Source organism: Marinobacter halodurans (genome assembly GCF_004327985.1).
In the GTDB taxonomy this organism is placed as follows: domain Bacteria; phylum Pseudomonadota; class Gammaproteobacteria; order Pseudomonadales; family Oleiphilaceae; genus Marinobacter_A; species Marinobacter_A halodurans.
Map to the genome: position 1 here is coordinate 152,906 of NZ_SJDL01000005.1, position 22,711 is coordinate 175,616.

The 22,711-nt window shown below is 65.6% G+C and carries 17 protein-coding genes; 9 read left to right on the forward strand and 8 right to left on the reverse strand.

Features of this window, described 5'->3' with window-relative positions; all coding sequences use genetic code 11:
• Positions 1 to 21: 21 nt before the first annotated feature.
• From EZI54_RS04960 to EZI54_RS04985, 6 genes are all read right to left on the reverse strand, one after another.
• Positions 22 to 1,257 carry a heme biosynthesis HemY N-terminal domain-containing protein gene (locus tag EZI54_RS04960; protein WP_131479643.1) on the reverse strand — a complete coding sequence of 412 codons (1,236 nt, stop codon included), beginning with the start codon at positions 1,255 to 1,257 and terminating at the stop codon, positions 22 to 24.
• A complete protein-coding gene (locus tag EZI54_RS04965; RefSeq protein WP_131479645.1) occupies positions 1,254 to 2,399 on the reverse strand; it encodes a uroporphyrinogen-III C-methyltransferase in 1,146 nt (381 codons plus the stop codon). Before EZI54_RS04965 ends, EZI54_RS04960 begins: the two co-directional genes overlap by 4 nt.
• A 56-nt stretch (positions 2,400 to 2,455) precedes the next feature.
• Positions 2,456 to 3,232: a uroporphyrinogen-III synthase gene (locus tag EZI54_RS04970; protein ID WP_131479648.1), complete on the reverse strand. Its 777-nt coding sequence runs from the start codon at positions 3,230 to 3,232 to the stop codon at positions 2,456 to 2,458.
• A complete protein-coding gene (gene hemC / locus EZI54_RS04975; protein ID WP_131479650.1) occupies positions 3,213 to 4,154 on the reverse strand; it encodes a hydroxymethylbilane synthase in 942 nt (313 codons plus the stop codon). Before hemC ends, EZI54_RS04970 begins: the two co-directional genes overlap by 20 nt.
• 103 nt (positions 4,155 to 4,257) lie before the next feature.
• Positions 4,258 to 4,998 (reverse strand): LytR/AlgR family response regulator transcription factor, encoded by a 741-nt coding sequence (locus EZI54_RS04980; RefSeq protein WP_131479652.1) that lies wholly within the window; start codon positions 4,996 to 4,998, stop codon positions 4,258 to 4,260.
• A 10-nt stretch (positions 4,999 to 5,008) separates the two neighbouring features.
• Positions 5,009 to 6,091 (reverse strand): sensor histidine kinase, encoded by a 1,083-nt coding sequence (locus EZI54_RS04985; protein ID WP_207389148.1) that lies wholly within the window; start codon positions 6,089 to 6,091, stop codon positions 5,009 to 5,011.
• Positions 6,092 to 6,252: 161 nt separating this feature from the next.
• Between EZI54_RS04985 and argH the strand changes: the two genes are divergently transcribed.
• On the forward strand, positions 6,253 to 7,650 hold the full coding sequence (argH, locus tag EZI54_RS04990) for an argininosuccinate lyase (RefSeq protein WP_131479654.1): 1,398 nt from the start codon (positions 6,253 to 6,255) through the stop codon (positions 7,648 to 7,650).
• Between the two features lie 25 nt (positions 7,651 to 7,675).
• Here the strand turns inward: argH and EZI54_RS04995 are convergent, their stop codons facing one another.
• Complete coding sequence (locus tag EZI54_RS04995; protein ID WP_131479656.1) at positions 7,676 to 10,132, reverse strand: EAL domain-containing protein; 2,457 nt, start codon at positions 10,130 to 10,132, stop codon at positions 7,676 to 7,678.
• A gap of 156 nt (positions 10,133 to 10,288) precedes the next feature.
• Between EZI54_RS04995 and EZI54_RS05000 the strand changes: the two genes are divergently transcribed.
• The 7 genes from EZI54_RS05000 to EZI54_RS05030 all read left to right on the forward strand — a co-directional run bounded on the left by EZI54_RS05000 (position 10,289) and on the right by EZI54_RS05030 (position 19,137).
• Positions 10,289 to 13,153 (forward strand): class I adenylate cyclase, encoded by a 2,865-nt coding sequence (locus EZI54_RS05000; RefSeq protein ID WP_242674344.1) that lies wholly within the window; start codon positions 10,289 to 10,291, stop codon positions 13,151 to 13,153.
• A 77-nt stretch (positions 13,154 to 13,230) separates the two neighbouring features.
• Positions 13,231 to 13,395 carry an LPS translocon maturation chaperone LptM gene (gene lptM / locus EZI54_RS05005; protein WP_131479660.1) on the forward strand — a complete coding sequence of 55 codons (165 nt, stop codon included), beginning with the start codon at positions 13,231 to 13,233 and terminating at the stop codon, positions 13,393 to 13,395.
• A gap of 54 nt (positions 13,396 to 13,449) precedes the next feature.
• Complete coding sequence (gene lysA, locus EZI54_RS05010; RefSeq protein WP_131479662.1) at positions 13,450 to 14,700, forward strand: diaminopimelate decarboxylase; 1,251 nt, start codon at positions 13,450 to 13,452, stop codon at positions 14,698 to 14,700.
• A 4-nt stretch (positions 14,701 to 14,704) separates the two neighbouring features.
• Complete coding sequence (gene dapF / locus EZI54_RS05015; protein ID WP_131479664.1) at positions 14,705 to 15,631, forward strand: diaminopimelate epimerase; 927 nt, start codon at positions 14,705 to 14,707, stop codon at positions 15,629 to 15,631.
• A gap of 69 nt (positions 15,632 to 15,700) precedes the next feature.
• Positions 15,701 to 16,453 carry a DUF484 family protein gene (locus EZI54_RS05020; protein ID WP_131479666.1) on the forward strand — a complete coding sequence of 251 codons (753 nt, stop codon included), beginning with the start codon at positions 15,701 to 15,703 and terminating at the stop codon, positions 16,451 to 16,453.
• A 2-nt stretch (positions 16,454 to 16,455) separates the two neighbouring features.
• On the forward strand, positions 16,456 to 17,385 hold the full coding sequence (gene xerC, locus EZI54_RS05025) for a tyrosine recombinase XerC (RefSeq protein ID WP_131479668.1): 930 nt from the start codon (positions 16,456 to 16,458) through the stop codon (positions 17,383 to 17,385).
• A gap of 171 nt (positions 17,386 to 17,556) precedes the next feature.
• Positions 17,557 to 19,137, forward strand: a complete 1,581-nt coding sequence (locus EZI54_RS05030) for a sensor domain-containing diguanylate cyclase (RefSeq protein WP_131479670.1) — start codon at positions 17,557 to 17,559, stop codon at positions 19,135 to 19,137.
• A 15-nt stretch (positions 19,138 to 19,152) separates the two neighbouring features.
• Here the strand turns inward: EZI54_RS05030 and EZI54_RS05035 are convergent, their stop codons facing one another.
• On the reverse strand, positions 19,153 to 19,386 hold the full coding sequence (locus EZI54_RS05035) for a DUF2789 domain-containing protein (protein WP_131479672.1): 234 nt from the start codon (positions 19,384 to 19,386) through the stop codon (positions 19,153 to 19,155).
• Between the two features lie 110 nt (positions 19,387 to 19,496).
• Between EZI54_RS05035 and EZI54_RS05040 the strand changes: the two genes are divergently transcribed.
• Positions 19,497 to 22,697 carry a transporter substrate-binding domain-containing protein gene (locus EZI54_RS05040; protein ID WP_131479711.1) on the forward strand — a complete coding sequence of 1,067 codons (3,201 nt, stop codon included), beginning with the start codon at positions 19,497 to 19,499 and terminating at the stop codon, positions 22,695 to 22,697.
• Positions 22,698 to 22,711 lie beyond the last annotated feature (14 nt).

Genomic DNA, 22,711 nt, shown 5'->3' on the forward strand with positions numbered 1-22,711 from the left:
TCGCCTCTTCGGGTTGCCCCATTACGCCTTGGGCATCGGCAGGTTGGGCAGGCCGCTGTCCTTGAGCATGCTTTGCAGCAACATCTTGTTGCTTTCTTCCTCGTGCCCCATGTGGGCGTTCAGGCGGGCCAGTTCGGCGATGGTTTCGTTGTTGCGCTTCAGGCGCAGGCTGGTCTCAAAGTATTCCCGCGCTTTGCCCCACAGCTCGTTGCGCAGGCTCAGGCGACCCAGGGCCAGCAGCAGTTCCGGGTTATTGGGGCGGTCCTGCAGCCAGCGTTCGGCCACCAGCAGTTGTTCGTCCGGCTTCTCGCCCTCGATGCGGCCATAAAGATTGACCAGTTCGTCGCTCCAGTGATTGCGCAGGACTTTGCGCAGCAGCGTTTCGGCCTGGGCCTCGTCGCCCAGCAGCGACAGGTGGCGGGCGTACTCATGGATGGTGAACTCGTCACGGCGCATGGAGCCGGGCAGCTCGTCCCAGAGCAGGACCAGCGGTCCCAGGTCCCGGCTGGCCTTGTCCTGCCGGTGAATATCGTCGGCGGCGCGTTGCAGCAGGTTGTGCCAGGTCTTGCGTTCCAGTGCCTGCAGCTCCCCGGCGTTGACCAGATCCCGCTTGCGCAGCTCCGGAATCAGGGCGGACAGCTCCTTCCAGTCTTCCAGCGCCTCGTACACGGTGCGCAGCAGTTTCAGCACGAAGGGGTGATGGGGCGCCTGCTTGCGCAGCCGGACCAGGGTCGCCAGGGCCTGTTCGTAACGGTGGCCGGCAATCTGCAACTGGGCCTGGGTAATGCCGACGGCCAGGTCGGACCCCGGCGTACTCTCGAACGCCTTGCGCAGCAGGTCGTCGACAGCGTCGTGGTCGTTGCATTCGAAAGCGCACTGGGCGGCTGCGAGGTAATTGATCAAAGGCGTATCGGCCTTGCCGGCGGACGCTTCCAGCAGCTTGCGAGCGCGTGGCCAGTTGCCTTCGGCCAGGGCCAGCAGCCCCTGGGTGGTGCGGCGCCGGGCGCGGCGTTCGGCGCTCTGGTTGAGCCAGGTGCTGACCAGGCCGGAACCGCTGCGCAGGCGGCGGGCCGCCACCAGGATGAACTGCACGACCAGCGTCACCACCAGGATCAGCAGCACGCCGACCCAGAAATTGGTCTCGATCAGATAGTTGCCCAGGCTGATGCGGATATAGCCGGTGTCGTACTGCAGGCCGAGGCTGAGCAGCGCGCCAATCAGCAGCGCGGCCAGCAGCAGGATAAAGACTCTCCTCATGACGCGTCGCCCGCCTTATCCCCGGCCGGGGCGCTGTCGGATTTCGGGCCGCCGGCGGGTTTCGTTTCGCCGCTGGTGGCATTGAGGCGACCTTCCAGACGGGCCTTGAGCAGCGTCAGGGACTGGCTGATGTCCGGCAGCTCCGGGTTGATGTCCTTGCCCGACAACTCCTGCAGCGTGTCACGCAGGCCGGTCACCTTGCTGTGACTGCCGTCATACCAGGTGTTCAGCCAGTCGGTTGCCTTGCTCAGGGCCTGGTTGTACAGGGTCTGGTTACCCCGTAGCACGGCCAGTTGGGCCTCTTCCAGCATCAGGCGCATATTCAGGCGAACGTAGGCGCTCTGATCCGGTGACAGCAGCGGTTTGACCGGCTCGTCCAGGCGGCGGATTGCCACGGCCTTGCTGAGCGTGGCCTTGACCTGGGCCCAGACCCGGGCGAGAACACCGCGCTCGTCCACCGCGTCCGGATCCTGCTCCATCTTCTGGGCGTAGTCGGTGCTGGTGTCCATGGCCAGGGCACTGTCGGTGAGCTGGCCAATCACATCGATGGCGGCTTCCAGTTGCAGGTATAGGCCGGTCCTGTCGACGCCGGCGATGCTCTTGAGGGCGAGGATTTCCCGGGCCACCTGCTTGCGGACCGGATAACTGCCGGGATCGTCGGTCTTCTCCAGTACATCATCCGCCGCTTTGAGGGCGGACAGGGCGCCGCGATAATCCCTTTCCACCTGCAGGCGCTGGTTGGCGATCCGCAGCAGGTATTCCGCCTCGGCCAGCAGCCAGTCGGTGCGGGTGCGATTGCCGGCCTCCAGCAGGGTGCGGGCGTTGTGATCGATCTGGCGGCGCATGTCGCTGACCAGCTTGGCCTGATCGGTCACGTCGTTCTGCAGCGACTGGATGCGCTCGCGCAATTGGCCGCCGGACTGGCTGTAGTCCCGGTCCAGGCGTTCGGTGGTGTTGTCCAGGTAGTTCAGCGATTGCTGTAACGCCTGCTGTTGCTGCCACAGGTGCCAGCTCCACAGGCCCAGTCCGATGGCGCCAATCAGCGCGATGACGGCAACCAGCCAGAGCGGCCAGAGGCGGCGGGGTTTTGGCTGTGGCGTCGAATTGACCGGGGCCGGCAGGTTATTCGTTGAGTCAGTCACAGGCGTCCTTACTCGATTATGGGTAGTCCACTGGCTCCGGGTCGGCTGCCGTCAGGTCAGTCCAGTCGCCCGAGGCTGGCAATCAGGCCTTCGGGCGTCAGTTGCTCCGGAATACATACTCGCGTGAAGCCTTGTTCCCGCGCCGTCTGGGCCACACGGTCCACCGGGACCAGCAGCGTGCGGGACTTCAGGGCTTGGTCCGTATTCTCACCCAGCGCGATGAGATTGTTCAATGTTTCCCCGGACAGCACAATCACGGCATCCGGATCAAAGTCCTTCAGGGCGGCCCTGACGGTATCCGGGTCATGGTCCGGGCAGACCCGCTCATAGAGCTCCAAGTTGTCGACCCGGGCTCCCCGCTCGGCCAGGGTCTGGCCCAGCAATTCCCGGCCGCCGCGGCCCTTGGCGATCAGCACGCGCTCACCCGAGGGACGGCGCAGGGTCTCCAGGGCCAGCAGGTGCTCGCTGGTGAATCCGTCCGGCGGAATCGTCACCACCAGCCCGGCCTGTGCCAGCACGTCGGCTGTGCCGCTTCCCACTCCATACCAGTGTAGACCCACGGGCCACTGCGGCCACCAGTCCTCCGCCTGCTCCAGGAAAAGGCGGGCGGCGCCGGGACTGACGGCGATGACATGCTGGTACAGGTCCAGCTCCTGGAACCGGGTGCGGCGTTCCGGGGTTTCCGGCAATGGCCGGCGCTCCAGCAGAGGCAGGCAGTAAGTCTGCGCGCCTTCATCCTGCAGGCGTCCGGCCAGGCGGTCCGCTTCCGGTTGTGGCCGGCAGATGAGAATGCGTCGGCCCGCCAGGGGGCGATCAGTCGACCTTGTAGCCATAGATCTCCGCCAGGATGCGGTCGGCGCCCATGCGCAGCAGGTCCTCGGCCAGTTCCCGGCCCAGGCGTTCGCCCTCGGCACGCGGGGTGCGGCCCTCGACCCGGTAGACTTCCCGGCCATCCACCGACGACACCAGGCCGCGCAGCCACAGCGTATCCTGATCCTCAAGCAGCGCATAGGCCGCAATCGGGACCTGGCAGCCGCCCTCCAGGCGCTTGTTCAGCGCGCGTTCGGCGTGGACCCGGTCTGCGGAATCCGCGTGATTGAGCGGGCGCAGCAGGTCCACCAGTTCCTGGTCTTCCAGCCGGCACTCGATGCCCAGGGCACCCTGGCCCACCGCCGGCAGGGAAATGGTTTCCGGAATGCAGTAGCGGATCCGCGCATCGAAGCCAAGGCGCTTGAGGCCCGAGCTGGCCAGTACGATGGCGTCATAGTCGCCGGCATCCAGTTTGGCCAGCCGGGTGTTGACGTTGCCGCGCAGGGTGCGGATTTCCAGGTCCGGGCGGTAGGCCCGCAACTGGGCCTCCCGGCGCATGCTGGACGTACCGACGACGGCCCCTTCCGGGAGGGCGTCGACATTGTCGTACTGGTTGCTGACAAACGCATCCGTCGGGTCGCCGCGCTCGCAGATGGCGACCAGCCCCAGGCCCTGCGGGAACTCCATGGGGACATCCTTCATGGAATGGACCGCCAGGTCGGCGCGACCGTCCAGCATGGCTTCTTCCAGCTCCTTCACGAACAGGGCCTTGCCGCCGATCTTGGCCAGCGGCACATCGAGGATCTTGTCGCCCTGGGTCTTGATGCCCAGTAGTTCCACGCTGATGTGCGGGTGCAGGCGCTCCAGTTCGGCCTTGATGAATTCCGCCTGCCAGAGGGCGAGGGCGCTGTTGCGGGTTGCGATACGCAGGGTACGTTCTGTCATGGAAATCAGCTTGGTATCCGGTCTGTAAAGGCCTCTAGCCTAACGTGAATGGCGCGAAAAGTCGCGGCCCCACGCCTCCTTCCATGGTCGTACCGGGGTGTCTTCAGTGGCCCTGGCGATGCAGGGCCTCCCGCACGGAGCTGGCGTGCCGCCGACTGACCTGCAGGCGGGCGTCGTGGTTCCTGAGCCGGATCAGGTACTGGCCTTCGGGGGAGCGGGTCATGGCGGCGATGTGACGCCGACCCACCAGGGTGTGGCGGTGGATCCGGAGCAGGGTGTCGGGGTAGCCCTGCTCCAGCTCCTTGAGCGTATAGTCGGTCACCGTCTCGCCCCCACCGTGGTGGATGGTCACACACTTCTGGTCCGCCTCGCAGAAGCGGATGCTGCCGATGTCGATCAGCTCGGTGCCGCGATGGGTGCGCACGGCCAACTGGCCGGGGTCGGATTCGTTGGCCGCCTGCAGGGCCTGGAGTTGGACCCGGTTGACCCGGCCCGCCCGCGCCAGGGCGTCGCCCAGGTTTTCGCGGCGCACCGGCTTGAGCAGATAGGCAACCGCCTGCACCTCGAAAGCGTTGATGGCGTACTGGTCGTAGGCGGTGCAGAAGATAATGGCGGGTGGATTGGCCAGGGCGTTGATCTTCTCCGCCACCGCCAGGCCATCGAGACCGGGCATGCGGATGTCCAGCAGGATGATGTCCGGCGCGGCGCTGGCAATCTGGTGCAGTACGTCGTCGCCGTCGCTGGCTTCGGCACAGACCTCGTATTCCGGCAGGTCGCCGAGCAGCCGTTGCAGGCGCTCCCGGGCCAGGGGCTCGTCGTCGGCAATGAGAATGCGTTGTGCCATGGTCCTCCTGTCATCCTTGCGTCGTGTCGTTGGCGATAGTACGCCACGGCAGGCGCAGGGTCACGGTGTAGCGGCCGTCATGGACGCTGTGCTTGAGTACCGCCTGGCCGTCGAACAGCGCGTCGAGCCGGGCGCGGATATTGGCCAGGGCGATCTGGTTGCCATGGTGGCGGGCCTGGTCGGAATCGGTCGGCCGCTCCGGGTTCTGCACTTCAATATAGACCGAGTGGCGCTTGCGATATGTGTGGATGCGCACAGTGCCGCCCTCCGGGCGCGGCTGGATGCCGTGATAGATCGCATTCTCCACCAGTGGCTGGAGCGTCAGCGGCGGAATGGCCTGTTGCGCCAAGTCCTCGTCCAGGTCCCAGTCGACGGCCAGGCGATCCCCCAGGCGGAGGCCTTCGATGGCCAGGTAGCGCCGGGACAGCGCCAACTCCTCGCCCAGGGGAATCAGGCGGTCCTGGGTGCGCAGGCTGGCACGGAACAGTTCGGACAGGTCCAGCACCGCATCTTCCGCCTGGGTGGGGCGGGAGGCAATCAGGCTGGCGATGGTGTTCATGCTGTTGAACAGGAAGTGCGGGTGGATCCGGGCCTGCAGGGCCGCCATCCGGGACTGCATCTCCGCCTGCTTTTGCTGTTGCCACTGGTTCTGCAGGTAGAAATAGCGTAACACCATCAGCGTGATGATCATCGCCGCCAGCAGGTTGCGGCCCAGCAGGTGACTGGGCAGGGGCAGTGTTTCGGCGCTGAGGATACTGTCGGCGGCGAAGGTGAACGCGGCAACGTCCAGCAGCACCACTGCGGTGATGACCAGGACGACCTGAGGTGTCCGGAAGTGTCGTAGCCAGCGCCGCAGGCTGCAGATCAGGGCGCTGCTGGTGAGGACCGTCCACTGCACGAACAGGGACACCAGGCCGAAATAATGCCAGTCGATCCAGCCGTGGGTGGCGTGCAGGATCGACATCAGCAGGACGATCAGTTCGCTGGTCATCACCAGCAGGAATACCGCGCGCACCCGGCACAGGTCCGGCACAAAGAAGTCGTTGCCGGGCAGCTCGGCGTCACTGTGGTTTCTGGGAGGGGCCAGTGGCATTCGGTGTCCTGTCCTGGGGGCCTTGTGCGCGAGACGCCAACGGCCGTTATGTTTTGGTCGAACCCTGGCGCTCCTTTATACAGAGGCGCGTCCGGGAATGGTACAATCCGGGCCGATGCGCGAGACGGCGCCGCAAATCCAGTCAGCAGGAAAGATAGCCCATGACCGACCAGAACACGTCTTCCGAGAAACCCTGGGGTGGCCGCTTCAGCGAGCCGACCGATGCCTTCGTCGAGCGGTTTACCGCCTCTGTCGGGTTTGATCAGCGCTTATATCACCATGATATTACTGGCTCAATTGCCCACGCCACCATGCTGGCGAAGGTCGGCGTGCTGACCGAGGACGAGCGCGACCAGATCATTGAAGGCCTCAAGGCCGTCAAGGCGGACATCGAGGCGGGCACGTTCCAATGGTCGGTCAGCCTGGAAGACGTGCACATGAATGTCGAAAAGGCCCTCACGGATCGCATCGGCATCACCGGCAAGAAGCTCCACACCGGCCGCAGCCGGAACGACCAGGTGGCCACCGACATCCGCCTGTACCTGCGCGACGAGATCGACGTGATCCATGAGGAGCTGGTACGCCTGCGCACGGGGCTGCTGGATCTGGCCGAGCGCGAAGCCGACACCATCATGCCGGGTTTCACCCACCTGCAGACCGCCCAGCCGGTCACCTTCGGCCACCACCTGCTGGCCTGGTACGAGATGCTGGCCCGGGACACCGAGCGACTGCTGGACTGCCGCAAGCGGGTCAACATCATGCCGCTGGGCGCCGCCGCGCTGGCCGGCACCACCTATCCCATCGACCGCGCCTACACCGCCGAGCTGCTGGGCTTCGACCGGCCCACCGAGAACTCCCTGGATTCGGTCAGCGACCGCGATTTCGCCATCGAATTCGGCAGCTTTGCCGCCCTGTTGATGACGCACCTGTCCCGCTTCAGCGAGGAACTGGTGCTGTGGACCTCCGCCCAGTTCGACTTCATCGATCTGCCGGACCGTTTCTGCACCGGGTCGTCCATCATGCCGCAGAAGAAGAACCCGGATGTGCCGGAACTGGTGCGCGGCAAGACCGGCCGGGTCAACGGCCACCTGATCAGCCTGCTGACCCTGATGAAAGGCCAGCCGCTGGCCTACAACAAGGACAACCAGGAGGACAAGGAGCCGCTGTTCGACATGGTCGATACCGTCAAGGGCTGCCTCAAGGCCTACGCCGACATGGTGCCGGCGATCGAGGCCAAGGCCGAGAACATGCGCGTGGCGGCCAAGCGCGGCTTCTCCACCGCCACCGACCTGGCCGATTACCTGGTCAAGAAGGGCGTGGCGTTCCGGGATGCCCACGAAATCGTCGGCAAGGCCGTCGCCTTCGGTGTGGCGGAGGAGCGTGACCTGTCGGACATGACCCTGGACGAGCTGGGGCGGTTCTCCGACGTGATCGGGGAGGACGTGTTCGACGTGCTGACGCTGGAAGGTTCCGTCCAGGCCCGGGATCACCTGGGCGGCACCGCACCGACCCAGGTGCGGGCAGCGGTGACCCGGGCGCGCAGGGCGATGGCCGGGTAACACCGGCAGTCCCGGGCGATCGGGATCATTCGGTCCCGATCCGCCCCACGCTCAGGTCCACGGCGGCCGGCGCCAGGTCCTGGATGGGGCGCGGCGCCGTGATCCGGAACCCCTGCCCGAAGTGAATGCCCAGCCGGCGCACCTGGCGCAGGGTCTCGTCGCTCTCGATAAAGGTGGCCACGGTGATCTTGCCCGCCGTTTCCGCAATCCGGTGCAGCGCTTCCACCATCACCTGCTGGACCGGGTCCTCACCCAGGTTCTTCATCAGGCTGCGGTCCAGTTTGATCACATCCACCGGCAGGCGGGCGGCCAGCGCGTAGCTCTCTACCGACGCTCCGGCGCCGTCCAGGGCGACCCGGCACCCCGCCTCATGAATGGCATCGCAGAACACGGACGCCTCGTCCGGATAGCCGGTGGCATCGCTCTCCCGGATCTCGAAACAGAAACGCTCCGCCGGGAAGTTGGCGGCCCGCACCTGGTCGGCGATGAAGGCCGGGAAGTCCTCGTCCAGCACGCTGGCCAGTGACAGGTTGAAGCCGCACAGCTTCAGGCGTGGCTCCAGCAGCGTATGCTGGCGCAGCCAGGACAGGGTCTTGCGGATCACCCGGCGGTCGATATCCCGGGCCAGGTCAAAGCGTTCGGCCACCGGCAGGAAATCGTTGGGCAGCCAGAATTCGCGGTCGCCGTTGTCGTCCCCGTATTCCAGCCGGGCCAGTATCTCCACGTGTTCGCCCCAGGTGGCGCTGGTGACCGGTCGCAACGACTGGTACATCAAGGCGATCCGGTCTTCGCGGACACAGTCCTGCAGCCGTGCCAGCAGTGCCTGGGCCTCGCTTTCCAGCATGTTGGCGCCGTGGTCGCGGTGCACGTGGATGCGGTTGCGGCCGGCGGTCTTGGCGGTCTGGCACAGGTCGGCGGCCAGGGTGAGCAATTCCTCGGCGCGGGTCGGCGCCCGGCCCTGGGCAAAGGGTACCAGGCCGCCGCTGGCGGTGGTCTGCAAGGGTTGCCCCTGCCACTCGAAGACGAATTCTTCGATATGGTCACACAGGTTGCGGGCGACTTTACGCGCCTCCGGTTCGGCGCAGCGGTCCAGGATCAGGGCGAACTTGTCCGCCGAGACACGGGCCAGGGCGTCCCGGTGCCGGATGCGGGAGCCGAGCATGCCGGCCAGTTCGCGCAGGTAACGGTCGCAGGCTCCGGCGCCGGCCGAGTCGTTGAAGCGGGTGACGTGATCCAGGTCCAGGAACAGCAGGGCATGACCGGGGCTGTCGCCGCCGGTCTGGTCGACGGCCCGCTGCAGTCGGCGCAGCAGCTCGCGCCGGTTGAGCAGGCCGGTCATCGGGTCGTGCTGGCTCAGGTAGTTGAGGTTGTCCCGGGTGCGCAGCCGGTGGCTGATATCACGCGCCACGTGGACCGCACCCAGGGTATGGCCCTGGGCGTCCCGCAGCCGCTGGAAACGGACCTCGTAGACGGGCAGCTCCCGCTCCTGCTGGGCCAGCGGCATTTCCACCGTAAAGTGGTCCCGCTGCAGGGCCTTCTCCCACAGGCGCTGGTTGAGGCGCCTTTCATTGGGGTAGTCCCCGAGCAGCTGGCACAGGCTGTCGCCGACCCGCGGCCGGCGGCCAAAGGTGCTCTCGAACTGCCTGGCCATCGCCTGGTTGAGGGCGAGCACGTGTAGGTTGGGATCGACGGCCAGGATCAGGTCGTCGCTGGCCGCCATCAGGCCCTGCAGCAACTGCTCGACTTCGCGGCGTGCTTCCCGCTGGCTGAGTCGTTCGGACAGGTCCACCAGGGTCCCGGCCACGGCGGTGATCTTGTCGCCGGTCTTGAGCGCGCGACCGCTGAGGCGAACCGGCCGGAGCCTCTGCTTGTCGGTGAGGATGTGCAGGTCCCGGGTAAACGGCGCGCCCGAACGCACGCAGCGCCGGAACAGGGCGCGCACCCGCTGCTGGTATTCCTGGAAGTAGAACAGGGCGTGCTCGGGGGAAATGTCACTGCCCGGGCGCAGGTCGAACAGCCGGTACAGGCCATCGGACCAGGTCATGCGGTTGTTGCGGGTGTCCAGTTGCCAGATGCCGAGCTGGCCGGACGCTTCGGTCATTTGCAGCAGGCGCGGGTCCAGCGGTTCCTGGCCGCGGGGGAGGATGGCGGCGCTGGCGGGCTGGTCGATATCGGCGACGTCCACCCGTACGGCAAATCGGGCCGTGAAGAAATAACCGTCCTGGTGACGCAGGGTGAGGAGGACCGGGTCGCCCCGTTCCAGCCGCTCGCGGTGAGCCGGGGCCAGGGGATCGTCCTGTCGGGTCGCCGCGAGGCTGGCCAGTTTGCGGCCGGCCAGTTCCTGGGGATCATAGCCCAGCACCGCATCGGCGTGGGCATCGGCAAAGGTGATGATGCCGTTGTCGTCGATGCGGACCAGGGCGCGCCGCTCGACGCTGGAAGCCGGGTCCCGGCGCTGGCGGCTGATGAGGAATTCCTTCACGGTCGTGTCCGGTTACTCGGGAAGCGTCACGTTCAACCCGTCGCGGGTTCTGTTATTGTGGTTTGAAAGCTGGCTCACATCATATCGATAATACCGGTTTGAGACACGTTCCACAGAATGAGCGTGCGAACATCATTACCTGGATGCGTCAACCGCGTGACACCTGCCAACGCCATCAAGCTGGATTTTGCCGACGGGATCGACCGCAAGACCCTGCGCCGGCTCTGCGATCGTTTCCTCGGGATCAACCGGGTTCGCCGGCAGCGTGCCCGGGAAGCGCTGACATACCGGCAGCAGGTGGTGATCGACCTGCTGCCGCTGATCTTCCACATCAACCACCCGTCGCTGCCGGGCTACCTCGACCACGCCTGTCCCCATGGCGTGTCCCATTACCAGCCGGACGACGAGGAACTGGCTGCCGCGCAACGGCTGGCCCGGACTTTCCGTATGCGTTCCACCGGCCGGCGCCGGCCGGCCATCCAGGGACTGTACGTCATGGGCAGTCCCGGTACGCTGGGACACTCGGTGGCCAGTGACCTGGATGTGTGGCTGTGCCATCACCCCGATCTGGAAGAGGACGGCATCCGTCTGCTGGAAGCCAAGGCGGAAGCGGTGTCGCGCTGGGCGGAGAGTCTTGGGCTGGAGCTGCACGTGTTCGTGTTCGTGGCCAGTGATTTCCGGGAAGGTCGCCAGCGGGTGGAAGTCAACGGCGAGAACTGCGGCAGCGCGCAGCATTACCTGCTGCTGGACGAGTTCTACCGGACCGGGATCCACCTGGCGGGCTGCTATCCCTTGTGGTGGCTGATTCCGGCCGGGAACGAAGCCGACTACGATGCGCTGGCCCATCAGCTGCGGGAGTTCCGCTTCATCCCCGCCGACCAGTACCTGGATTTTGGACCGGTGCCGGCCATTCCCCAGGCGGAGTATCTCGGTGCCGGTGTCTGGCAGCTGTACAAGGGCATCGACGCGCCCTGGAAATCGCTGCTCAAGCTCCTGTTGATCGAATGCTATGCCCGTGACCGGAACGCCGGCCCCCTGTGCCTGGCGTTCAAGGAACGGGTGTTCGCCGGTGAGACCAACGCCGACCGCCTCGATCCCTACGTCATGCTCTATGAAAGGCTGGCCCATTGGCTGACGCGCATGGAGGCCCCGGAAAGGCTGGAGCTGGTGCGCCAGAGCCTGTACCTGAAAACCGGCGTACCGCTGACCCGCCTGGAGCAGGTGGATCGCCGTTGGCAGTCGGCATTGCTGCAGACCATGGTGGCCAAATGGGGATGGGACCGGAAGGAGATCCGACGCCTCGATGACCGGCACCGCTGGCGCGCCGGCGACGTGCAGGTATTGCGCCGCCAGATCGTTGCGGAGTTGACCCACAGCTACCGTTTCCTGTCGCGCCTGGCCCGGACCCATGCCGTCAGCGCATCCATCCGGCCCCGGGATATGGGGTTGCTGGGACGCAAGCTGTATGCGGCTTTCCAGCGCAAGGCGGGCAAGGTGGAGATGATCAACCCCAACCTGGCGCCCAGTCTGGCGGAGGAGAACCTGTCGTTCCATCACCAGTCCACACAGGGCGGGCGCAGCGACGGCGATGGTTGGTTACTCTACCGCGACCTGGAAAATCCCGCGGATGCCTTCTGGCAGCCGGTCATCCGCCGCTCCGGCAGCCTGGTGGAGATGCTGGTGTGGTGCCATTGCAACGGGTTGCTGACCCGGGCCACCCGGCTGAACCTGCGCAGTGGCCAAAGTCCCCTGAGCCTGGGCGGCCTGAGAGGGATGATCGAGGACCTGCAGGCCGACCTGCCGGTGCCGGACGTGGCCGCTTCGCGGGAGGCGTTACTGGCAGACAGTCGACCGCTGCGCATCCTGCTGTTCGTCAATGTGGCGGTGGATCCGCAGGCATCGCTGACCGAGAAGGGCCTACACAAACTGAGCGGTCGGCACGACTCGCTGGGCTTCAGCGGCGGTCGCGAGAATCTGGTGATGACGTTGGACCAGGTCACGCTCAACAGCTGGCACGAAGTGAGTGTTCACCGGTATGAAGTGGGCGACACTCTGATCCAGTGCCTGAAGAACATCCTGGCCGCGCGGGTGGCGGCACCGGCAGAACCGCCGCTCATCATCATACGGTGCCACGACGCCGGCCATGCCGCGTCCATCGAGCGTCGCCTGCAGACCCTGTTCCAGGATGTGCAGCAAAGCTTCTTTACCGGCAATCGCGGGCCCCATCCGTTGCGCTACGTTATCGAGATGGAGCGGCGCTACTTCGTGCTGCAGTTCCATGACGGTGAGCCGGGCTTTGTTGCGCTGGAGTCCCGGGCGGCGCTGTTCAGCCACCTGCAGAAGCCCCAACCCCGCTATATGCCGGTGGTGGTCGATCGCCATGCGCTGGAAGAGGATCCGGCCCTGGACCTGGTCTGCAAGGCCAGCCAGCCGGACAACATCCAGGTGTTCTTCCTGGTGCGGGAGCGGCGGGCCCGGGTCTGGGTGGTGGATGAACACGGCTCGCTGAGCTATTGGGAGCAGGTGTTTACCAGTCGCCGTCACCTGCTGGCGCCCATCATGCGCTTCCTGATGAACATCGCCGAGCGCCGCCAATTGCGCCGGAGCCTGGCCGATGCCGGGGGCGAGCTGGACGTGACCTGCGCCGAGCTGGTCCAGCGGAGCGGCCAATGGGTGATCGAGCGGCGCCAGGGGAGCGCTGATGACCTGCCCATGGATGGTTTCGAGTTACAGGCCGTCGGGCAGCAGGAGGGAGACCGTCCGGTGCGCTTCGATATCTTCTGTGGCGAGGAGGAGTTCAGTGTACTCGAGTATGGCGATCAGCTGATTCCGGCGGTGGTCCACTATGTGCGGTCGCGACGCCGCTCCGGGGAGTCTTACCCGGTGTACATCACCGACCTCAACCTGCCCCACGATCTCGATCCCCAGGCCTACCAGCAGGACCTGCAAACCAGCCAGTACCTGGCCTACCGGATCGCCCTGGAGCGGGAGCTGAACCAGGGGCTGCAGGGGGCGACCTGAACAGCGTCGACGATCCTCGCACCACCGCAGCCCAGTGGGTATACTGGCGCGATCAATGAAAGCGGAGCGATCACACCATGCCCAGGCGTCTGTTGGCCATCACCAGCCTTATCCTGCTCTTGTCCGGTTGCGGCCAGAAAGGCCCGCTGTACCTGCCGCAGGCCCCCCAGGCCCCCCAGGCTGCACCGGCCGACACGGCCGACGCGCCGGCACCGTCGAAAGACGACAAAGACGCGCAGTAGCCGACCTGCCGGCTACGGTGTACCGGTCTCCCGACACTCTTTACAGGACGCGACATGGATTACTTCAATTACCGTGACGGGACCCTCTTCGCGGAGGATGTGCCTGTCTCCCGGATTGCCGAGCAGTTCGGTACGCCGGCCTACGTCTATTCCCGGGCGACGCTGGAGCGCCATTTCCGGGCCTATGACGAATCGCTGGCCGGCCGCGACCACCTGATCTGTTACGCGGTAAAGGCCAACAGCAACCTGGCGGTCCTGAACGTGCTGGCTCGCCTGGGGGCCGGCTTTGACATCGTTTCGGTGGGCGAACTGGAGCGGGTCCTGCGGGCTGGTGGTCAGCCGGACAAGGTGGTGTTCTCCGGCGTGGGCAAACAGCCGCTGGAAATGCGCCGGGCCCTGGAAGTGGGTGTGCGCTGCTTCAACGTCGAGTCCGAAACCGAGCTGGATCGTCTCAACGACGTCGCCCGGGAACTGGGCAGGCAGGCGCCGGTCTCGCTGCGGGTCAATCCGGACGTGGATGCCGGCACGCACCCCTACATTTCCACCGGCCTGAAAGAGAACAAGTTCGGTATCGATATCGCCGAGGCGCGTCGCATCTATGCCAGGGCCGCCGCCATGTCGAACCTGGACGTGGTGGGCGTCGACTGCCACATCGGTTCCCAACTGACGACCGCAGCACCGTTCATGGATGCCCTGGACCGGGTGCTGACGCTGATCGACCAGCTGGCCGAAGACGGCATCCACATCCGTCACCTGGACATGGGCGGTGGTCTGGGGGTGACCTACGACCAGGAAACGCCGCCGTCGCCCAGCGAGTACATGGCCGAAGTCCGCAAGCGCCTGGGCGACCGCACGCTGGAGATCGTGCTGGAGCCGGGGCGCTCCATCGCCGCCAACGCCGGTATCCTGCTGACCCGGGTCGAGTTCCTCAAGTGCACCGACCACCGCAACTTCGCCATCATCGACGCGGCCATGAACGACCTGATCCGGCCGGCGCTGTACAGCGCCTGGCAGGCGATCATTCCGGTCACCCCGCGCCAGGATGTCGAGGAAAAGGCCTGGGACCTGGTCGGCCCGGTCTGCGAAACCGGCGATTTCCTGGGTAAGGAGCGTCGCCTGGCCCTGGCCGCCGGCGATCTGCTGGCGGTGCGTTCGGCGGGCGCCTACGGTTTCGTGATGAGTTCCAACTACAATTCCCGTAACCGGCCGCCGGAACTGATGGTCGATGGCGACCGGGTGCACGTGATCCGCCAGCGCGAGACGCTGGAGGACCAGATGCGACTCGAAGCCTGTCTGCCGGAGTAGGGCAATGAGCGATAACCGACGCCGCAGCAACGGCGCCAACCTGCCGTTTACCAAGATGCACGGTCTGGGCAATGACTTCATGGTGGTGGATGCCATCAGCCAGCCCTTCCGTCTGCGTCCGGACGTCATCAGCAAGCTGGCGGACCGGCATTTCGGTATCGGCTTCGACCAGTTGCTGGTGGTGGAGCCGCCCGGCATGCCGGATGTGGACTTCCGCTATCGGATCTTCAACGCCGACGGCTCCGAAGTGGAGCAGTGCGGCAACGGCGCCCGCTGTTTTGCCCGATTCGTCCGCGACCAGCGCCTGACCAACAAGAAAGTGATCCGCGTCCAGACCGCCGGCGGCGTGATTGAACTCAAGGCCGGCAAGGACGGCTGGGTGCTGGTCAACATGGGGGTGCCGGAGCTGGAGCCGGCGAAGGTGCCGTTCGAGGCGGCGCAACGGTCGAACACCTACCGGCTGGAGGTGAACGGCGAGGCGGTGGAGCTGAGCGTCGTCTCCATGGGCAACCCCCACGCGGTGCTGCTGGTGGATGACGTGGATGCCGCGCCGGTGGAACGGCTGGGGCCCCTGCTGGAATCGCACCCGGCGTTTCCCAGAAAGGCCAACATCGGCTTCCTGCAGGTGATCGACCGCCACAATGCCAAGCTGCGGGTGTTCGAGCGCGGTGCCGGCGAAACCCTGGCCTGCGGCAGCGGTGCCTGCGCCGCCATGGTGGCTGGCCGGCTGCGGGGGCTGCTGGACGAAAAAGTCCGCATGGTATTGCGCGGCGGGCCGCTGGCCCTCGAATGGCAGGGCGAAGGGGCCCCTGTTATGATGGATGGGCCGACCGCACGGGTCTTTGACGGCCAGGTGCGCGTACCCATCGACAGCCCCCGTCGTGGGCGTTCCGGGCGATCATCCGGACGTCGGCGGCAAAAGAAAGGCTAGCGACGACGCCTGTGGGCGTCGATACAAGAACCGTCCCTGAAGAGACGGTCGCGACAGGAGGTTTCCGGGATGACAGATCAGGCGGCGACGAAAGCGGCCCCACCAGTGACCGAGCAGGACGTCGTGGCGTACCTGAAGGCGCACCCCGACTTTTTCGTCCACCAGGACGAACTGCTGCGCAGTCTCAAGCTTCCCCATGACAGCGGACGCGCCATATCCCTGGTCGAGCGCCAGGTGCACCTGTTCCGCGAGCAGCGCGACATGCTGCGCAGCGAACTGGGCGAACTGATCGAGATCGCGCGGCACAACGACCGGCTGTTCGAGAAGAGTAAGCGTCTGCTGACCCAGGTGATCGAAGCCCGCTCGCTCAACGAGATGGCGTCGGTCATCGACGACAGCATCCGTGGCGATTTTGGCCTCGATGCCGCGTCGCTGATCCTGTTCGACGCCGCCGGCCAGGAAGCCGAGCCGGAAGGCGCCCTGATCCGGGTCACCCGGGAGGCCGCCCAGGGTCAACTCGGAGCCCTGCTGGAGGGTCAGCGTGCCGTCTGTGGCCAGTTCCGCCTGGAGCAGCGGGCGTTCCTGTTCCCGCAGCGGGATAACCCGATCGCCTCGGTCGCGCTGGTGCCGCTGCGCCACGGCGACCTGCTGGGCCTGTTCGCCATCGGCAGCCAGCAGGTGGGCTACTTCGATGAGAGCATGGGCTCGCTGTTCCTGACCTACATCAGCGACACCCTGAGCCGCCTGCTGCCGCCGCTGATGGCCCGCCACAGCCAGCAGCAGACCGTCACCGATACCGACAAGGTGGTGGGTACCCGGTAAACATGGCCAGTCCATTGCCAGAGACGCTCGACGAGCCGCTGTCGCGGTTTATCGAGCACCTGCGCGCCGAGCGGCGACAGTCCGTTCACACCTGCAGCAATTACCAGCGCGACATCCGGCGCCTGGCCGTTAACCTGGCGGCCTGGGGCGAGTCCCGCTGGTCCGGCCTCGATATCCACCGCCTCAGACGCCATGTGGCCGAACTCAGTCGCGAGGGACTGGGGGGGCGCAGCATTGCCCGACACCTCTCGGCCATCCGCCGGTTCTACGAGTTTCTCCTGCGCGAGCGGGAAGTCACGGATAATCCGGCCCTGGACGTGCGCGCACCGAAAGCGGGGCGCAAGCTGCCCAAGGTGGCCGATGTCGACCAGGTCAATCACCTGCTCAATGCGGAAGCGGACGATCCGCTGGAAGTCCGCGATCTGGCCATGTTCGAGCTGATCTATTCGTCCGGTCTGCGCCTGGCGGAACTGGTCGGGCTGGACCTGGACGGCCTGGACCGGCGTGCCGGCGAGGTGCGCGTGCTGGGGAAGGGGAGCAAGACCCGCATCCTGCCGGTGGGCCGACAGGCCTGGCAGGCGATCGATCGCTGGCTCGGCGTGCGCAGTGCCCTGGCGCCGGACGGCGAGCAGGCCCTGTTCCTGAGCCGGCAGGGACGCCGTCTCAGCCCCCGCAGCGTGCAGGCCCGGCTGAGCCGCTGGGGCCAGCACAAGGGCGCGGACCAGCGGCTGCATCCGCACTTGCTACGCCATTCGTTCGCCAGCCACCTGCTGGAGTCGAGCGGCGACCTGCGTGCCGTCCAGGAGCTGTTGGGCCATGCGGACATCGCAACCACGCAGGTTTATACGCACCTGGATTACCAGCATCTGTCCCGGGTTTACGACCGAAGCCATCCGCGGGCCCGCCGGAAGGGGAGCGGGTCAGCGTCCTGACGGCGGGCCGATCCCCCGCCGGGTAGATGACCGGATGAGCCGGGTCTACGCTATACAGACGTGAATCGACTGAATGACGGGCTCCGAAGGGACGCCTGAACCGGCTGACGGGCCGGTTCGCGGAGCCATTAACGACGGCATCTTTCCTGCCGTGATTGCAAGGCTGTCATCATGACCACAAAAGAGGCCGGCCAAAAGGACTGGCAAGAAGAGCGTTACACCCTGCAGCGTCTGCTGGTGCGTACCAGCCTGTTTGCTTCGGGGCAGGACGACGCCATCGACAAACTGCTGGGTGACCTGCGCAATGTGCTGCGCCACGAAACCTGCGACCTGGGGACGCTGCGGCAGGTCCAGGCGCGCCTGGATCAGGCCCTGGAACGGCTCGATGAGAAGCGATCCCGCTCGGAACGGGACCTGCACCAGGCGCTAGAGCGTCTCCTGGAACAGGTCGAGGAGGACGAAGGACCATCCCGCAAGCAGTTCCGCTCCCTGGAAAAACGCATTGCCGACCTGGGGCCGGACAACGCGGCCACCGCCTCCTGGCTGGCTGAACTCGCCGGCCTGCTGGAGGCCCATCGCGATACCCTGGATCAGCCCGAGGACCGGGGCTGGCGTCGCTTCTTTTCCCGTCAGCAGCGGGAGAAACCGGCCGGGCCGGACGTCAATCCCAGTCCGGCCGGGACAACGAACGATTCGGACGATGATTCGCGCGTAAGAATCGCCCGCAGGGTTGGCGAGTTGCTGGAGCACGTCCTGAACCAGGTTACCCTGGAACCTACGGCCCACGCCCGCGCCCAGCATCTGAAACAGTTGCTGGATCAGAGCATGGCGTGGCCGGAGCTGCGCGATGCCCTCAACGAGATTGTTGATCTGGTGATCGACGCCGTCAGCCGCAGCCGCAACGAATTCGAGGCCTTCCTGCGCCGCCTGGACGATCGCCTGGCGGCGCTCAGGGCGAATTGCCAGGTCCAGGCGGAGGCGCGGCAGGATCAGCGCGATGCCTCCGAGCGCCTCAACCAGGCGGTGAACAGCCGGCTGGAGAGCATGGGGCAGGCGGTGGAAACGGCGGCCACCCTGGATGATCTCAAGGCGTCGGTGACCCAGAGTATCCAGTTCCTGTCCGCCTCGTTCAGGACCTACCGGGAAGACGAATGCCGCCGGGAAACGATCCTTGAAAATGAACTGGCAACCATGCAGGAAAGACTGGCCGGCATGGAAGCCTATTCCGAACAGGTCCAGGAACAGTTGCGTGCGGAACGTTCCCATGCGTTGACCGACATGCTCACCCAACTGCCCAACCGGGAGGCCTGGCAGCAGCGGCTTCAGCTCGAGTTCGACCGCTGGCTTCGGTACCAGCACCCGGCATCCCTGGCGATCCTCGATATCGATCATTTCAAGGCGGTTAACGACTCCTTCGGCCACAAGGCCGGGGACCGCGTGATCCAACTGGTGGCCAAGGTGCTGTGCGACCGGGTGCGTGCGACGGATTTCGTGGCCCGGTATGGCGGGGAGGAGTTTGTCCTGCTGTTGCCGGAAACGGGTGTGGATCAGGCGCGTATCGTGATCGACGACTTGCGCGAACACATCGCCGACCTGCCGTTCCACTTCCAGGACAAGCCGGTCAGCATTACCATTTCCGCCGGCCTGGTGGCATTCGATCGGGCCGAGACCGCTGAAGCGCTGTTCGACCTGGCCGACAAGGCCCTGTACCAGGCCAAGGACGCCGGGCGTAACCGGGTGATCCTGGCCTGACGCGCAGCAGGGCTGTCAGTGACGCAACAGGGCATCCAGCTCATCGATCACTTCGGCCCAGTCCGAATCGTCGTCGATGCCCTGGTGCAGGAAGGCCGCCTGCGCCGGCGACCAGAAGGAGGCATCGGCCAGCGCCGTTTCCTGGGGCAGGGGCGCGTGCCGGGCAATAAAGGACTCGATACTGCCCGGATCGGCCGGCAGGCCCAGTTGCTCGAACAGCGTTTCCAGAGTGTGCTGACTCGTGTCCATGATGCTAAAGTCCTCTGCGTCGGTGGCCGTCGTGCCCACGTTGGCGTGTTGGGGAGTCGATCACCGCTCCCGAAGTAAATCTAGTCAAAATACCCGAGGATATCCAAGTGATGCGCACCCTGGCGCCCGCCCTCCTGATTGTCGTTGGCCTGTTGCTGGGAGTGGTTGCCCAGGCGGATCCGCGCATGGATTCACCTCAGCCGGTGCTCGGGGCGGAGGACCTGGCCTGGCTGGGTAAGCAGGATACGCTGCGTATCGGCATTGCCGGCCAGCGCAAACCGCTGGCGTACCTCGCCACCGACGGCGATATGGTGGGCACCTATCCGGCCTTTGCCCGACTGGTGGGGGACAAGCTGGGGGTCAATGTCGAGCTGGTGCCGGGGGCCGCCATGACCCTGGAGTCCCGCCTGCGTGACGGCGAACTGGATGCGCTGCTCACCACCGTGCAGCCCGCGGTGAGTACGCCGGACCTGCGCTTTACCGAAAGCTTCATGACCCTCAACTACGGGCTGTTCGCCAACGCGCAGGACGCGTCCGTCCAGCGCCTGTCCGACCTGGAGCACAAGCGGGTCGCCCTGATTGCCGGCGACAGCCACCAGTATACGCTGTTGGATTCGGTGCAGTCGTTCCGGCCGATTCCGGTGCGCTCGGTCAGCGAAGCGGTAAACAGCATCCTCAACGATCGCGCCGATGCGTTTTTTGCACCCATGCCGGTAATCTCCGACTACCTGCGCGCCGGTCTGATCGATCAGATTTCCCTGGTCACCGTCCTCAACAGTCAGCCCGCGGAGGTGGCGTTTGCGGTGACGGCCGATAACGCGCGCCTGCAGCGGGTGCTCGACGCCGGCGTGGAGGCCATCACCGGCAGTGAAAGCCGGACCATCCAGGGCAAGTGGATGTCCTTCGAGCTGCCCGGCGTGGACAACGACAACGAAGTGACCATCACCCCGGACGAACGGGCCTGGCTCAAGCGGCATCCGGACCTGCGGGTGGCCTTCCGCAAGGACTGGCCGCCGTTCGAGTTTACCGAGGATGATCGGGCGACCGGACTGGTACCGGACCTGGTGGGCAAGCTCGGCGACAGCCTCGACACCCGCTTTGCGACCCGCCAGATCAAGGACTGGTCCAAGGCCGAAGCCATGCTGGAGAATGGCGAGATCGACATCCTGCCGGCCCTGCCGCGCACGCCACGGCGCGAGAAGCTGTTCCTGTTCACCCGCGCCTACCTGAGCCTGCCGATCGCGATGGTGATCCGGGACGATGGCCGCTTCATCGGCGACCTGCGTGAATTGCGCGACGAACGGGTGGGCGTGGTGCGCCAGCAGGCCAGCCACGAGTATCTGCTGATCAATCACCCGGAACTGAACCTGTATCCGGTGGACAACCTGGAAGAAGGGTTGCTGGCCCTGTCCAACGGTGACCTGGATGTGATGATCACCCACATTCCCGGCGTCAGCTACACCGTCGCCCACCTGGGGCTGTCCAACCTGCGCATCACCAGTATTACGCCCTACCAATACGAACTGCGGCTGGCGGTCCGGCGGGACGATCCCGAACTGCTGCGGATCCTCAACAAGGGGCTCGGCGCCATCGAGAAGGATGAGTACGACCGCATCTACAACCGCTGGATCCACCTGGATATCGAACAGGACATCGATTACACCGTCGTGCGCCGGGTGGTCCTGATCGCCGTGGTGGTGGTGCTGATCTTCCTCTACTGGAACCGCAAGCTGTCGCGGGAGGTGGACGAACGGATCCGCTCGGAGGACGCCCTGCGCCGCAGTGAGGATGAACTGCGGGCGGCCAAGCTGGAGGCGGAAAAGCTGGCCCGGGAAGCGGAATCGGCGAACCGGGCCAAGAGCGAGTTCCTGGCGAACATGTCCCACGAGATCCGCACCCCCATGAACGCGGTGATGGGCTACAGCGAACTGCTCGAAGGCAGCGTCACCGACGCGCGCCAGCGTGGATATATCGAGTCGATCAAGGCCGGCAGTCGTAGCCTGCTGACGCTGATCAACGACATCCTCGACCTGTCACGGATTGAGGCGGGCAAGATGCGCCTGGAATTTGGCGCCCTGGACCTGAAGCGGTTGCTGGAGGACGTGCGCCGGATTTTCGAGATGCGGGCCAAGGCCCGCGGCCTAACCCTGACGGTGTCCCTGTCGGAGGACATGCCCCGGGCGATGGTGCTGGACGAGACCCGTCTGCGCCAGGTGCTGTTCAACCTGGTGGGCAACGCCATCAAGTTCACCCATGAGGGGGAAATCACCCTCACCGCCCACACCGAGCGCTGCCATACCGACGATGCCAGCGAAGAGTGCCAACTGGTGATCGAGGTGCGCGATACCGGTATCGGGATTCCGGAAGACCAGCAGGCGCGAATCTTCGACGCCTTCGAACAGCAGGAGGGCCAGAGCAACCGCCAGTACGGTGGCACCGGCCTGGGCCTGGCGATCAGCCGCAAGCTGGTGCGCATGATGGGTGGCGAGCTGAGCGTTCACAGCGTCCCGGAGCAGGGCTCCTGTTTCCGCGTCGTGCTGCACGACGTGGAAACCTCCACAACCGGCCCTGACGCCCAGTCCGAGGGCAGTCCCGGCTTCGTTTTCAAGGGTGGCGTGGTGCTGGTGGTCGACGACAACCGCATCAACCGGCAACTGGTCCGGGACATGCTGGAGCCGGCCGGCCTCAAGGTGATCGAGGCCGAGGACGGCGGGCAGGCCCTGAGCGTGGCCCGTGAATGCCAACCGGGGGCGGTGCTGATGGATATCCGCATGCCGGTGATGGATGGCTTTACCTGCCGGCGCACCATGCATGACGACGAGGCGCTGGCACACATCCCGGTGATTGCCCTGACCGCCTCCGTCATGCCCGGCGATGCCAGCCGCATCGAGGATGCCGGCTTCGACGGCTTCCTGCAGAAACCGGTCAGCCGTCACGTGTTGATGCAGGAACTGGCCCGTTTCCTCGACCATGATTTCGAGGCGGTCGAGGGCGATGCGGAAGCGGGCGGCGACGCCGAGGAAGTTGTGTTGCGCCCGGTCACCAACCGCTACCAGCGCCGCCGCCTGGCCCGGGACCTGCAAGCGCAGTTCGCCTCGGACTGGGAAGGCATGCGCGGCAGCGGCGATCCGGAGCAACTGGCAAACTTCGCCCAGCAGGTGATCGACTGGGGCAAGCGCTATGGTGCGCTGGACGTGGTGGAATACGGGCGTGATCTGCTGGCGGATGTGGATGCGTTCGACCTGGACAGCGTCCACGACCGGCTGGAAGCCTTCCCGGACCTGCTGGCGGATGACCCGCAGACATCCTGAGTGGACGGCCCGTT

Excerpts from the sequence above, each read along its gene's own strand:
- EZI54_RS04960 (WP_131479643.1), bottom strand. The coding sequence starts at position 1,257 with ATGAGGAGAGTCTTTATCCTGCTGCTGGCCGCGCTGCTGATTGGCGCG.
- EZI54_RS04970 (WP_131479648.1), bottom strand. The coding sequence starts at position 3,232 with ATGGCTACAAGGTCGACTGATCGCCCCCTGGCGGGCCGACGCATTCTC.
- hemC (WP_131479650.1), bottom strand. The coding sequence starts at position 4,154 with ATGACAGAACGTACCCTGCGTATCGCAACCCGCAACAGCGCCCTCGCC.
- EZI54_RS04980 (WP_131479652.1), bottom strand. The coding sequence starts at position 4,998 with ATGGCACAACGCATTCTCATTGCCGACGACGAGCCCCTGGCCCGGGAG.
- EZI54_RS04985 (WP_207389148.1), bottom strand. The coding sequence starts at position 6,091 with ATGCCACTGGCCCCTCCCAGAAACCACAGTGACGCCGAGCTGCCCGGC.
- argH (WP_131479654.1), top strand. The coding sequence starts at position 6,253 with ATGACCGACCAGAACACGTCTTCCGAGAAACCCTGGGGTGGCCGCTTC.
- lptM (WP_131479660.1), top strand. The coding sequence starts at position 13,231 with ATGCCCAGGCGTCTGTTGGCCATCACCAGCCTTATCCTGCTCTTGTCC.
- lysA (WP_131479662.1), top strand. The coding sequence starts at position 13,450 with ATGGATTACTTCAATTACCGTGACGGGACCCTCTTCGCGGAGGATGTG.
- dapF (WP_131479664.1), top strand. The coding sequence starts at position 14,705 with ATGAGCGATAACCGACGCCGCAGCAACGGCGCCAACCTGCCGTTTACC.
- EZI54_RS05020 (WP_131479666.1), top strand. The coding sequence starts at position 15,701 with ATGACAGATCAGGCGGCGACGAAAGCGGCCCCACCAGTGACCGAGCAG.
- xerC (WP_131479668.1), top strand. The coding sequence starts at position 16,456 with ATGGCCAGTCCATTGCCAGAGACGCTCGACGAGCCGCTGTCGCGGTTT.
- EZI54_RS05030 (WP_131479670.1), top strand. The coding sequence starts at position 17,557 with ATGACCACAAAAGAGGCCGGCCAAAAGGACTGGCAAGAAGAGCGTTAC.
- EZI54_RS05035 (WP_131479672.1), bottom strand. The coding sequence starts at position 19,386 with ATGGACACGAGTCAGCACACTCTGGAAACGCTGTTCGAGCAACTGGGC.
- EZI54_RS05040 (WP_131479711.1), top strand. The coding sequence starts at position 19,497 with ATGCGCACCCTGGCGCCCGCCCTCCTGATTGTCGTTGGCCTGTTGCTG.